The sequence below is a fragment of the Streptococcus oralis genome, from assembly GCF_015561235.1.
GTDB classification, from domain to species: domain Bacteria; phylum Bacillota; class Bacilli; order Lactobacillales; family Streptococcaceae; genus Streptococcus; species Streptococcus oralis_BK.
The window spans coordinates 85,719-98,883 of record NZ_JADMTC010000002.1; the positions used below are offsets into that span (position 1 = coordinate 85,719).

Here is a 13,165-nt window from a genome sequence, read left to right on the forward strand (position 1 = left end):
AAAGCCAAAAAAGAAAAATCTATAAGACTAAAGCTCATAAAAAGAACAGCCCAAGCTGTTCTTTTTAGTTTTCTTTTACTGGGATTTCCTTGATAACACGCGCAGGATTGCCAGCTAAGACGATATTGTCTCCAAAGGACTTGGTGATCACAGCCCCTGCTCCTGCAACGACATTATTTCCCAGTGTCACTCCAGGAAGGACTGTGACGCCACCTCCGGCCCAGAAATTATCTCCGATGGTGATGGGCTTGCCGTATTCGACCCCTGAATTGCGTTCATGAGGATCCAGTGGATGGAGTGGGGTTAAAAACTGACAGTTGGGGCCAAGCATGGCGTTGTTCCCGATGCGAATCGGACAAACATCCAGCATGGTCAAGTTCCAATTAGAATAAAAATTTTCCCCTAGATGAATATTGACTCCATAATCGACCACCAGACGTGGATTGACATAGAGATTTTCCCCAGTTGAACCAAACCAACTTTTGATAATCTCCGCCCCTTTCAAGGGATCTAACTCCTGGTTGAAATCTGCCTGCTTCTGACGTGCTGTCTGAACCAAGACCCGCAACTCGGGGTCAAACGGATGATAGGGCTCTCCCGCTATCATTTTCTGGTATTCACTGGTCATCTTATCACCTCACACTTACTTTGACGCCATCATATCAAAAAGGCTTTGAAAGATCAAGAATAAGCTGGTCTAGGACTTCTTTCTAGACTCTCAAAACCATTCCCCATCCTAACTCAAAACAACTTACTTGACAAAAGCTTGACTTCATGGTTTAATATACCCCGTAAGGGTATATTTGGAGGTGCCTATGTTTCACTTATTATTTACAAAAATTGACAGTATTTCTACCAGCGAGTTAGAAGCTAAACTCAAGGAACCGATTCAGCTACTGGATGTTCGAACGCCTACGGAATTCCGTAGAGGTCATATCAAAAACGCCAAGAATGTTCCTTTAACAGAAATCGGTTCTTACACACCTGCGACAAAAGAAACACTTTATGTCATTTGTCATTCTGGTGTACGAAGCAAACTAGCCGCTAAAAAGCTAAAGAAAAAAGGTTACGATGTCGTCAATGTTCGTGGCGGTATGAGCGCTTGGACAGGTAAGGTCATCTAGAAGCATAAAGGAGAAAATCAATGAAAGTTATCATTGTTGGAGGAGTTGCAGGCGGTATGTCAGCAGCAACCCGCCTCAGACGTCTCATGGAAGACGCTGAAATCACTATTTTTGAGAAAGGTCCCTTTGTTTCCTTTGCAAACTGCGGACTTCCTTACTATGTTTCAGGAGAAATTGCAAACCGTGATAGTTTATTGGTCCAAACTCCTGAAAGTCTCAGGGCACGCTTTAATCTCGATGTGCGGCCATTTCACGAGGTTATCCAGATTTCGCCAGAAGAACACACTGTGACGGTGCGACACGATGAACAGGAATTCACGGAAAGCTACGACAAGCTGATCCTCTCTCCAGGAGCTAAACCGTTTGTTCCTGCCATTGAAGGTTTGGCAGAAGCTAAGAACGCCTACACGCTCCGCAATGTTCCCGATCTCGACGATATTATGGCGGCCTTGGACAATCATCCAAAAGAAGCTGTCGTCATCGGTGCAGGCTTTATCGGGCTTGAAATGGCTGAAAATCTGGCGAAACGGGGCTTGCAAGTCACCATCGTGGAGAAAGCACCACATGTCTTGCCACCATTAGATCAAGAAATGGCGGCCTTTGTCCAAGCAGAATTGGTCAAAAACGGCATCCGCGTTATCACTTCCCAGTCTGCGACTCGATTTGAAGACCAGGGAAAAGTCATCGTTCTCGAAAACGGTCAAAAGATCACTTCTGACCTCACCATCCTTTCTGTCGGTGTTGAACCTGAAAATGAACTAGCTAAAGTTGCGGGGATTGAACTGGGACTACGTGGCGGTATCTTAGTCGACGAACACTACGAAACCAGTCAAAAAGATATCTTTGCAGTCGGGGATGCCATCGTCGTCAAGCAAGAGATTACAGGCCAAGACGCTCTCATCTCTCTTGCTTCTCCTGCCAATCGTCAGGGGCGCCAAGTGGCGGACGTCATCGCAGGACTCGGTCGTACAAACAAGGGCAGCATCGGCACTGCGATCGTTCGTGCCTTTGATATGACAGCCGCTTCGACTGGTCTCAGCGAACGTATCCTTCGCATGAATCAACTTCCTTACAAGGCACTTCATGTCACTGGAAAAGATCACGCTGGTTATTATCCTGGCGCTACTGATCTCACCTTGAAACTTCTCTTTGACCCAACCACTGGAAAAATCTATGGTGCCCAAGGAGTTGGGGAAAAAAGGTGTTGACAAGCGAATTGATATCCTAGCAACTGCTATCAAGGGAAATCTCACCGTCTTTGACTTACCAGAATTGGAGTTCACCTATGCGCCACCATTTGGCTCTGCTAAGGATCCCGTCAATATGCTGGGCTATGCAGCCTTGAACCTAATCGAAGGTTTAAGCGACAATATTCAATGGTACCAACTAGAAGACGAACTAGCCGCCGGTAAGAAATTCCTAGATGTACGGACAAGTGGCGAATTCCAGAGTGGCCGACTCAAAGTCGATACCATCCACATCCCCCTAAACGAACTACGGGAACGCTTGGACGAACTGGACAAGAATCAAGCCTACATCGTTAGCTGCCACAGCGGTTTACGTAGCTATATCGCAGAGCGTATCCTCAAACAAGCAGGATTTACCGTCCAAAACCTTGACGGCGCTTATTCACTATACAAAATGGCTAAACCAGAAGGAGTCGAATATGGAAACTAGTATCAGCATGGCTGACTTTTATGAAAAATATCAAAATGAAAATCTAGATCTTATCGATGTCCGTGAAATACATGAATTCCAAGCAGGACATGCGCCAGGTGCAAAAAATCTTCCGTTAAGTAGCTTGGAGCAAGGCTACAAAGAACTCAAACCGGACCATGCATACCATGTTATCTGTCAAGGTGGAGTACGTTCTGCATCTGCCTGTCAATTTCTTAGAGCTCAAGGCCTCACCGTTACCAATGTAGAAGGTGGTATGAATGCTTGGCCTGGGCAAGTAGAATAATCAAAAGAAGCTGGGCAACAACTCAATTTCAGGAGAAAATGAAGTAATACTCAATGAAAATCAAAGTGCAAACTAGGAAGCTAGCCGCAGGCTGTACTTGAGTACGGCAAGGTGAAGCTGACGTGGTTTGAATTTGATTTTCGAAGAGTATAAATCTCCCCACAATAAAACGCATAGTATCAAGGCTTTTCAACACCTGATAGTATGCGTTTTTTAATTTTAAAGACTTTTTACCCAGCCTCTTTTGATTCAAATTAAACTATTCTATTAATAGTTAGATATGCCTTTGCAACTATCGTCTCAAAAAATTAGTTCATTTCCGTTTAATCAGGTATCGGATGGCCTTTTCTAGGCGTTCCTTTTGAGCCTCGGGATCATCTAGTGGTTGGTTAATGCAGGCGGTGAGATTTTCCGTAATCATCATCTCAATCACGCGCTCAACACTCGATTTCACTGCTGTCAACTGCGTCACAATATCAGCGCAGTCACGATCTTCTTCAATCATCTTTTGAATCCCACGCAACTGGCCCTCTGAACGTTTCAAGCGTGTTATATACTTTGAGTTTGTCATTTCTTTTTCCTTGCTCGATTTTTCTTCATTATATCTCGAATAAGGGGCTTTGTCAAAATTCTCATCCCGTCTGTCTTTGTAGGAACTTATCTCATATCTGCGTTTTCATGATATAATAGTAACAAAACTGTTCAGAATGGACGTTCTTATGAATTCTATCTATGATAGCTGTGAAGCCTATTTACCCATCATCTTGCAAACCTTTATTCAAGACATAGAGGAGGCCGCAGCCAATTACAAAAAAGAAACCAACCTCAAACTATATGAGCATTTGCATGCGCGCATCAAAACAGAAAAAAGCATGCGTGAAAAATGCCAACGCAAGGGCCTTCCTCAGACAAGTCAATCTGCTCTTAAAGAAATACGAGATGCTATTGGCGTTCGAATTATCACAGGCTTTACAGATGATATCTACCGCATCGTAGAGTATATTCGCCAGATGCCAAGCATCCATATTTTCAAAGAGAAAGACTATATCCGTCAGGTCAAACCCAACGGCTACCGTTCCTATCATCTGATTCTAGAGGTGACCACTCCCTACCCAGACTGTCTGGGAAATGACCAGGGTACCTATTTTATCGAGATTCAACTGCGCACAATTGCCATGGACTCCTGGGCTAGCCTCGAACACCAGATGAAATACAAGAAAAACATCCAAAATCCTGAGCGAATCACGCGCGAGCTCAAACGTTGTGCCGATGAGCTTGCTTCTTGTGACTTGACCATGCAGACCATCCGTGATTTGATTCAGCGCTCTGATCAAGACTAAGGAGAACCTATGAAAATCCTACTTGCCGAAGATGAAACCCAACTAAACCGTGTTATCACTGTTGCTTTAGAATGCGAAGGCTACAGCGTTGATTCTGTTTTTAACGGACAAGACGCTGTCGAAAAGGCTGAATCTAACCACTATCACCTCATGATTTTTGACATCATGATGCCAATTAAAACTGGAATCGAAGCCCTCAAAGAAATTCGCCAGGCAGGCAATACGACCCACGTTATCATGCTGACAGCCATGGCCGAAGTAGATGACCGTGTAACCGGACTCGATGCAGGTGCTGACGACTACTTGACTAAACCTTTCTCGCTCAAGGAGCTCTTGGCTAGACTCCGTTCTACTGCACGCCGCCTGGAAGACTATACTCCGGATACAGTCGAATTAGGAAATACCCGCTTGGATATTGATGAACAAGAATTGGCTGCTACAAACAGCATTCGTTTGGGGAAAAAGGAGACCCAACTCTTGACTCTCCTCATCCAGCACGCTAACCAACCCCTCAGTTGTCAACAACTACTAGAGCAGGTCTGGCCAGACGAGCTGGAAGAACAGGATCACGAGCTCGTCTTTCTCTATATCTCCTACCTACGCCAAAAACTCCAAAGTGTACAGTCTAGCTTACAAATACTTGGGGCTGCAGAAGGCCCCTTCCAATTGACAGGAGGTGACTAGATGTTTCGAAAACTACGCATCAAATTTATCGCAACGGCTACTCTTACCATTGCTCTGATTCTAACCTTCTTTCTAGTCTTGATGAATAGTATCGTCTACACTCAGACGGAGGGTAACATCCACACCGTCCTCTCTATCTTAACCAAGAATGAGGGCGAACTTCCTATTACAGACGAAATCAAAGAAAGTCTGACTGAGAAAAATATCCAAGAAGGGATTGTCTATAATTTTCAATACTTCTCCGTCAGAGAAAAGGAAAATGACTACGCCATCTCCCTTACAAATGTCCAGTCCTTAACTGAGGCTGAAGTCAAAAGTTTTCTCCCAAACATCCTCAAAAAGCAAGAAACTTATGGTTCTATTACTCATAAGGGACGCTATTTTACCTACCAAGTGAGCCAATCTACGACTGGGAAACTACTGGTCTTCTTTGAGACGACTAACTATATCCGAGAACGAGATACCTTACTTCAGGTCTCTATCTGGCTGGCCTTGGCTAGCTTACTCCTCCTCATACTGCTCTTCACCTTGATTTCAGGGATTGTTATTCGTCCTTTTATCAAAAACTATGAAAAACAACGGATGTTTATCACCAATGCAGGACACGAACTCAAAACGCCTCTAGCCATCATTTCGGCCAATACCGAGCTACAGGAGTTAATAGAGGGAGAGACTGAGTGGAGTATTAGCACTAAAGAACAGACGGAACGACTCAACCACCTGATTGGAAGACTCATCCGACTTGCTCGGCTCGAGGAACAAGAGGATATCAAACTAGCTCCTCAAAATATCTCCGTTATCGCTGAAAAGGTTGCCTCAGATTTTGCTCCTCTCTTTACCAAAGAAGATAAAAAATTTGAAAGTTCTATTGAAGCAGACGTTGTAGAAAAAGTAGCCCAAGAAGAATTTTATGAGCTTCTTAGCATCCTTCTTGACAATGCCCGAAAATACTGCGATCCCGCTGGAACGATTCGCTTGACGCTCCAACGCAAAAATTACCTACTACGCAAACGAACTTGCATCACTATTTCTAATGATTATAAGGATGGACAAGCAGTTAATATTAAGCGTTTCTTTGATCGCTTTTATCGTGCAGAGACCTCTCATAACAACCAAACCATATCTGGACACGGAATTGGTCTCTCTATGGCTCAGCATCTCGTCAGTCTATTTAGAGGTAAAATATTTGTCACCTACAAAAAACAGGTGATTACCTTTACAGTCTGGTTATAGCTATAGCTCTTTTACTCTTTATCATTTCATAAAAAGCGAACAAGTCCGCATTCTAAAAACAGAATACGAGCTTGTCCGCCTTTTTCTATGTCTACGATGTGGTTTTCACATCTCATCGTTCCAAGCGAATGCGGGTCACAATGCCGTCTGGGTCTAGAAGATCCACTTCACTCAAATTTAACCACTTGATCGGTGCTTCTAGCTCCTGTGCTTGCTTAACGATGGCTAGGAGTTCCTCCTTACTTTCGACCTCAAGGACGTAGTAGGCCAAGCCTGGCAAGCCTTGCTCACGCGGAGCCAGACCTTTTCCAGCCCATTCATTGACAGCCAGGTGGTGATGGTACTGACCAGCCGCTATCCAACTAGCACTAGGAATAGTAAATTTATCCTCTAGCCCCAACACCTTTTGATAAAACTGACTCGCCGCGTGACTATCCTTCACTGATAGGTGGATATGCCCCATTCCCGTCCCTTCAGCTAGGACAAAGGGATCCACCTTTTCCCCTAACTCATAGATATCCTGTGCCGCAAGGGCTTCGGTCACACCGATAATGCGGCCGTCTTCTCGAATATCCCATGAAGACACTGGCTTATCACGGTAGAGTTCAATGCCATTTCCTTCTAAATCCTCTAGATAAATGGCCTCGCTGTATCCATGATCTGCACCCCCGACCAGAGGAATCCGTAAGTCACTTAGGTGTTTCAAGACATCTGCTAAGGCTTTTTGTGTCGGCAACAAAATCGCCAGATGGTAGAGCCCATAATGCTCCCTTACTTCACCATCCTTTTCGGCCTGAATCAAGTGAACCAAGGCTTTTTTACCAAGTCCCAAAATCGCTTCTGTCTCCGTTTGCGATAAAATCTCCAAGCCAATAATCTGGTGATAAAAAGCCGTTTGACTCGTCACATCCTTGACATTTAAAACCGCCTCTGCTAGGTAAATGTGGCTTTTGTAAGCATAAGTCATAGGGTGTCTCCTTTTTGCTGTAACTTCATATATTACATCAATTATACACTGTTGAAATAAAATGTCAACGAAGACAACTCAAAAGAGCTGGAAACCAGCTCTTCTTTTTATTTAACAACAAGCTCGTAACGAGTTTTGCTGGTGAAGGTTTCCCCTGCTTTGAGAATGACTTGGTCTTTGAGGTCGCTATGAATAGCATCTGGTAAAGCCTGCGCTTCAAGGGCAATCCCATTGTGCTGTACCATTGGCTGACCTCCTATGATGACACTCTCATCCACAAAGTTTGCTGTGTAGACCACAAGGCAAGGGGCCTCTGTCTTGAAAAGCAGGAAACGACCTGAGTTTTGATCATAAAGGAAACCAGCATTGTCATGACCTGCAGGGAGAGCAAATGGGTGATCCAAACCAGATACCAACTGGATTTGCTCATCGTTCTCTGCAAAGATATCCTTGAGCAAAGCACCATTGTAGATGTGTTTCACCACATCGCGATCAGCATCTGGAGTCTTAGCTGGAACACCGTCTGGAGCGATTGGGTAAATGCCCTCCGTATTTAGCTGGAAGACATGGCGATCAATTGTCTGCGTGAAATCACCAGATAAGTTGAAGTAGCTATGATTAGTTGGATTGACCAGCGTATCCTGATCTGTCGTCACCTTATAGCTGACTTCGTAGGCACCAGTTTCTTCCAAGTGGTAGCTAATCCAAATCTTAAGATTACCAGGAAATCCTCCTGTCCCGTCTGTACGCTCTGTGTAGAGAGTCAAGCCATGGTCGCTCACCTCAACCAATTCAAACAAGCTCGAATCCCAACCTGTTGAACCACTGTGGTTACAGTTGCTAGCGTTGTTGACTTCAAGGTCATAGGTCTGACCATTGAGCTCAAATGTTGCACCTGCAATACGGCCCGCTACAGGACCTACACTTGCTCCATGCTTGGGACTATTGCCTACATAGCTAGCAAAATCATCAAAACCCAAGATCACATTGGCAAAATTCCCAGCCTTGTCAGGTGTGACATAGCGCAAAATGGTCGCACCATAAGTCATAACTTCAAGCTGGTAACCACCATCAGTCTCAAAGCGATAGGCCAAAACATCCTTGCCCTCATGATTTCCAAATACACGCTCTGTGTATGCTCTCATTCTTCTCTCCTTTGATCTATTTCTCTTAAGTAAACAAACCATAGAAAGCGCATTCACTTCCTATGGTTCAATTCTATTATGTGAATTCTCGCTTGTCAAGCCTCTATAAATAGATTCTTATCAACAAATCTTACAAGTAAAATCCTTAAAATTCTACACGTTCTTTCCATGAAGTCGCTGTTGTTTGAAGAACTTTGTTGAGTTCGTCAATGTTTTCAAATCCAGTTGTACGCAGCCATTCGCGAGCTGCTGCTTCACCATCTTTGATGTAAGCTTCAACTGATCCAGCCCATGTTGCACGTCCGCAAAGAACGCCATTGAAGTTTGCGCCTGATTCGTGGGCACAGACAAGGGTTTCTTGGAAGAGTTTGGCTGATACACCTGCACTCAAGTAGATATATGGCAAGTTAGTCGCTTCATCTTGTGCTTTGAAGAAGGCTGCTGCTTCTTCGCGTGTATACACGATTTCACCATCGCCAAAGCCTTCAACGTATTTGACATTGACTGGAACTTCCACTTTCAAGACATCGATGTTGAAGCGTGGGTCTGAGAAGACTTTCATAGCACCGATAACCTTGTGTGGTTTCACTTTTGCGTATTCTGCAGAACCTGCGTCAGCGATTTTTTCATCGTAAGCGAGGATTTCAAGGAAGAATGGAATGTCTTCCGCCACACACTCTGAACCGATGCGTTCGATGTAGGCTTGTTTTTGTTGGTTGAGTTCGTCAGAGCTGTCTACGTCATAGTAAAGCAAGAATTTGACTGCATCCGCACCTTGTTCTTTGATGCGTTTGGCAGACCAAACATCCAAACAGTCAGGCAAGCGTTTGGTACTTGTTGTGTCATAACCCGTTTTCTCATAAGCAAGGAGAAGACCAGCATTTGGATCAAGCGCTTTTGTAGCTGGAAGGCCATATTCAGGGTCGAGAAGCATAGAGGATGCGTATTTTGTCAATTCATCTGCAACCAAGACCTTGAGTTCTTCCATTTGAGCAACTGTTGGCTCTTCTGTTTGGTATTGAGCCATGAGGCGTTTCAAAGCGCCACGTTGGTCAAAGGCAAGAGCTGAGATAATGCCGTTCTCGTCAGAGAGTTTTTGCAAGCAAGCTACTTTATTGGGACTTAATTGTAATTTACTCATAGACACTTCCTTATTTTTGATAGTCATGAATGATCACACCTTGTACCACACGGTTTACTGTACCTGTAGGAGATGGTGTATCTGGTTTATTTTCTACCTTGAGTGAAGTCAAAAGGGCAAAGAGTTGAGCATATACGATGTAAGGGAAGACACGGTAAATATCGTTCAAGACACCGCCACAACCAAGGGCCACTTCTTTGACATTTTCAAGACCAAAGGCTTGATCACTCAAAAGCACAACACGACGAGCAATGTGATCACCAGCCACTTCACAAACCAAGTCCAAGTCGTACTTGCGAGTGTAGTCTGTCGTTGTACCAAATACCAAAACAACTGTATCTTCGTTGATTAATGATTTTGGACCGTGACGGAAGCCAACTGGGCTTTCATACATGGTCGCCACTTGACCAGCTGTTAATTCCAAAATCTTGAGCTGAGCTTCATGAGCAAGTCCAAAGAAAGGACCAGCACCCAGATAGATAACACGGTTAAAGTCAAGGTCAACAAGCTCTTTAACATCTGCTGCATTGTCTAGAATCTTACGAGCAAGGCTAGTCACAACTTCAAAACGTTCAGCTTTCACAGCAAATTCTGTAGGATCAAAGACCAAGAGAGCTGTCAACATCATGGATGTAAAGCTAGAAGTCATGGCAAATCCAGCGTCATTGGAAGCAGCTGGTTGCAAGAGTAAGAGATTGTGGTCATCGCCATGGGCTTGAAGTGCCAATTTCCCTTCTGCAGCACATGTAATGGTCACTTGATAGAGGTCGTCAACCAAGGCTTTAGCCAAATCAACCGTCGCCACACTTTCAGGTGAATTCCCACTACGAGCAAAGGATACAAGGACAGTCGCCACATCTTTTTTCAGATAAGTTTCTGGATTGGCAACAATATCAGTTGTCGCAATAGCATTGAAGTTCCATTTGCGTTCATCATAGACTTCCTTAAAGTATGGTACCAAGGTATCTCCCACATAAGCAGAAGTCCCAGCACCTGTCAAGATAACCTTAATATAGTCATGTTTATCAGCAATCCCTTGTAGGAAGGCTGCAATTTCTTCCCGTTTTGCTTGATAGGCTTCAAAAGCTTCTTTCCATACATCGGGCTGTTGGTAGATCTCACGAGTCGTGATTTCTGCACCCAGTTCAAGTAATTCTTCTTTTGTGTAATTTAGCATAGAGTTCCTCTAATCTATTGTTGTTTCATTCTTATTGAAAATATGGGAATGGGAGTGACTCCCATTCCCATGTATATTCTATATAAGATGCTCTAAGTTACATCTTATACTCAATGAAAATCAAAGAGCAAACTAGGAAGCTAGCCGCAGGTTGCTCAAAGCACTGCTTTGAGGTTGCAGATAGAACTGACGAAGTCAGTAACATCTATACGGCAAGGCGACGCTGACGTAGTTTGAATGTGATTTTCGAAGAGTATTATTCATCTTCGTCATCATCAAAGCCCGCTAACAAATCATTGACTTTCACAATGCTTTCTGCAGCACGGCTCTTGTAGTCCGCATCTGCACCTGTAAGGCTGGCATTGATAAATTCAATCACCATTGGCAGATTCATTCCCGCGTAGAGTTCAATGTCGCGACCTTCCATGATCAAACGGCTTACCACGTTACATGGTGTACCACCGAGAAGGTCCGCAAAGACTAGGAAATCATCCAATCCTTCGATAGCAGCTTCAAATTTTGCAGTAAATTCTTCTGGACCATCTTCTGGAAGAAGGGCCACTGCATGAATGTTGTCCTGTGGACCCATGATCATTTCTGTGCTACCTTTAAGTTCTTCACAGAAACGACCATGACTCACCAAAATTAATGATTTACTCATAAATTATGCGCCCATTCCAAGCAAGAATTTACCGATGAATGAAAGACCTACTGCAAGAACGATAATGATACCGATCGCTTTAGTAGAGTTCATACCTTTCTTACCAAGCAACCAGAAGATAAAGGCAGTAAAGATTGCTGGAAGCAAACGTGGGAAGATTGAGTTCAAGATGTCTTGGAAGTCAATCATCTTTTCACCGATTGGCAATTTGTAAGAAATCTCAAAGTTGATCATTGTTGCTACAAGAGCACCCATCATGAAGACACCAAGTACAGATGCAGCGTCAATCAAAGCTGTCAAAGTACTTTGCATGTTGTTGATAAGGTTAACCCCTTCTTTGTAGGCAAATTCCAATTGTTTCCAACGGAAGATGTCATAAGCAACTGCAACTGCGATCCAAAGGAAGATACCCCATGGTTGGCCAGCGATAGCCATAGTTGCTGCGATAGATCCCATGATAGCAGGTACAAGTGAACCAAAGATTGTATCTCCAAGAGGAGCGAATGGTCCCATCAAACCTGTCTTGATACCGTTAACCGCATCTTTAGAGACAACGCCATCTTTTTCTTCCATGGCAAGGTCAAAACCAGCGATGATTGTGTGGAAGAATGGTGAAGTGTTGAAGAATTGAGTATGAACTTTCATCATTTCTTTCAACTCAGGAGTTCCATCTCCATACATTTTACGCAATTGTGGCAAGATCATGTATAGGTAACCTGATGCTTGCATACGTTCGTAGTTCCATCCCAATTGGAAAGTGAACAAGCTACGTTTGTTAATTTGATTAAAATCTTCTTTTGTTAATTTGTAATTAGAATTCGTCATCTTCAATTTCCCCACTTTCTGATGGTGTAGAAGGTGCTGCTACAGCAACTTTTTGGCTGTTCTTGAAGTGAACAACTGCAAGGAAGATACCCACGATAGAGATACCGATCATAGACAATCCTTTGAAGTTGTTAACAAAGCCAATTTTTTCAGCAACTTCAGCAGGAAGAGTGCCAATGATTCCAGCAACTGCTCCACCAAGACTTGTTACGTTTGAGTAAAGAACAGTCAACATAGCTGTCAAACCGAATCCCATAGCAAGGTAGTGAAGGTTACGTTTAACTGGAAGGTAACGAAGCAAGATAGCGAATCCAAGACCTGGAAGCATACGACCTGCAAGAGTCAAACCGTCTGCAACCCATTGGTATTCTTTAACAAGGTTTACAACACCTTGTACGAATTCTCCACCGAAAGCAAGGGCGAAGAATACTGGAAGGGCACGAGAAAGAGCCCATGGAAGCGCACCAAGTAGGTAGTTGCGTTCGATACCTTTGTAGTCAAAGCGTTCAATCGCAGCATCAATACGGTGTGCAAAGAAAGTAGTTGTCATACGTCCAAGAACGTCGAAGTATGTCAAAAGTGCCGCTACTGGTACAGCGATTGTTGTAATCGCAAGGTCTGTATCAATACCTTGAGAGATAGAGAATGCTGTTGCAAGAACCGCACCAGAAGTTGCGTCGATACGAGAAGCACCACCGAAGGTACCAACCCCGAGAACGAACAACTGCAAGCTGCCACCGATAAACAAACCAGTTGTCACATCTCCCATGATCAAACCAGTAATGAAACCAGCGAATACAGGGGAACCTGCAGATGAAACGATTGTCAACTCATCACAGATTTGATAAGCTGAGTACAAAGTGAGAAGTAAAATTTGCCACCATTGTATCATAACAATGACCTCC

Annotated in this window: 14 protein-coding genes and 1 pseudogene; 6 read left to right on the forward strand and 9 right to left on the reverse strand. The window is 43.9% G+C overall.

The genetic code is table 11. The features are described 5' to 3' along the window. Positions 1-64: 64 nt before the first annotated feature. Positions 65-628: a sugar O-acetyltransferase gene (locus I2H52_RS07975; RefSeq protein ID WP_195594959.1), complete on the reverse strand. Its 564-nt coding sequence runs from the start codon at positions 626-628 to the stop codon at positions 65-67. Positions 629-815: 187 nt separating this feature from the next. On the opposite strand from I2H52_RS07975, the gene I2H52_RS07980 reads away from it, so the two are divergent. From I2H52_RS07980 to I2H52_RS07990, 3 genes and pseudogenes are all read left to right on the forward strand, one after another. Further along, positions 816-1,124, forward strand: coding sequence for a rhodanese-like domain-containing protein (locus I2H52_RS07980; protein ID WP_195594961.1), 309 nt, complete (start codon positions 816-818; stop codon positions 1,122-1,124). Between the two features lie 20 nt (positions 1,125-1,144). Further along, positions 1,145-2,801: pseudogene (locus I2H52_RS07985) on the forward strand (FAD-dependent oxidoreductase). Continuing rightward, the gene (locus tag I2H52_RS07990; protein ID WP_195594963.1) at positions 2,791-3,087 is read left to right on the forward strand and encodes a rhodanese-like domain-containing protein; all 297 of its coding nucleotides are present in this window, start codon (positions 2,791-2,793) and stop codon (positions 3,085-3,087) included. Before I2H52_RS07985 ends, I2H52_RS07990 begins: the two are co-directional and overlap by 11 nt. 313 nt (positions 3,088-3,400) lie before the next feature. On the opposite strand, the gene I2H52_RS07995 is transcribed toward I2H52_RS07990, so the two are convergent. Further along, positions 3,401-3,658, reverse strand: coding sequence for a metal-sensitive transcriptional regulator (locus tag I2H52_RS07995; protein WP_000185161.1), 258 nt, complete (start codon positions 3,656-3,658; stop codon positions 3,401-3,403). 148 nt (positions 3,659-3,806) lie between these two features. Between I2H52_RS07995 and I2H52_RS08000 the strand changes: the two genes are divergently transcribed. From I2H52_RS08000 to I2H52_RS08010, 3 genes are read left to right on the forward strand one after another with little or no spacing between them, the layout of a single operon-like run. Then, entirely contained in the window at positions 3,807-4,427 is a 621-nt protein-coding gene (locus I2H52_RS08000; RefSeq protein ID WP_009729517.1) for a GTP pyrophosphokinase, read from the forward strand. A 9-nt stretch (positions 4,428-4,436) separates the two neighbouring features. After that, positions 4,437-5,111, forward strand: coding sequence for a response regulator transcription factor (locus tag I2H52_RS08005; protein WP_195594965.1), 675 nt, complete (start codon positions 4,437-4,439; stop codon positions 5,109-5,111). Then, positions 5,112-6,344, forward strand: a complete 1,233-nt coding sequence (locus I2H52_RS08010; protein ID WP_084911509.1) for a sensor histidine kinase — start codon at positions 5,112-5,114, stop codon at positions 6,342-6,344. A gap of 112 nt (positions 6,345-6,456) precedes the next feature. Here the strand turns inward: I2H52_RS08010 and I2H52_RS08015 are convergent, their stop codons facing one another. The 7 genes from I2H52_RS08015 to I2H52_RS08045 form a co-directional block, all read right to left on the reverse strand. Then, entirely contained in the window at positions 6,457-7,311 is an 855-nt protein-coding gene (locus I2H52_RS08015) for a VOC family protein (RefSeq protein ID WP_195594967.1), read from the reverse strand. 107 nt (positions 7,312-7,418) lie between these two features. Continuing rightward, complete coding sequence (locus I2H52_RS08020) at positions 7,419-8,456, reverse strand: aldose epimerase family protein (RefSeq protein WP_195594969.1); 1,038 nt, start codon at positions 8,454-8,456, stop codon at positions 7,419-7,421. 145 nt (positions 8,457-8,601) lie between these two features. Beyond that, positions 8,602-9,597, reverse strand: a complete 996-nt coding sequence (gene lacD / locus I2H52_RS08025) for a tagatose-bisphosphate aldolase (RefSeq protein ID WP_195594970.1) — start codon at positions 9,595-9,597, stop codon at positions 8,602-8,604. A gap of 10 nt (positions 9,598-9,607) precedes the next feature. After that, the gene (locus I2H52_RS08030; RefSeq protein WP_070657280.1) at positions 9,608-10,774 is read right to left on the reverse strand and encodes an SIS domain-containing protein; all 1,167 of its coding nucleotides are present in this window, start codon (positions 10,772-10,774) and stop codon (positions 9,608-9,610) included. Positions 10,775-11,030: 256 nt separating this feature from the next. Further along, positions 11,031-11,435, reverse strand: a complete 405-nt coding sequence (locus tag I2H52_RS08035) for a PTS sugar transporter subunit IIA (protein ID WP_000045700.1) — start codon at positions 11,433-11,435, stop codon at positions 11,031-11,033. Between the two features lie 3 nt (positions 11,436-11,438). Next, the gene (locus tag I2H52_RS08040) at positions 11,439-12,260 is read right to left on the reverse strand and encodes a PTS system mannose/fructose/sorbose family transporter subunit IID (protein ID WP_049520508.1); all 822 of its coding nucleotides are present in this window, start codon (positions 12,258-12,260) and stop codon (positions 11,439-11,441) included. Beyond that, positions 12,247-13,152, reverse strand: coding sequence for a PTS mannose/fructose/sorbose/N-acetylgalactosamine transporter subunit IIC (locus I2H52_RS08045; protein WP_038806525.1), 906 nt, complete (start codon positions 13,150-13,152; stop codon positions 12,247-12,249). The genes I2H52_RS08040 and I2H52_RS08045 overlap by 14 nt, the downstream gene beginning before the upstream one ends. Positions 13,153-13,165: the final 13 nt, after the last annotated feature.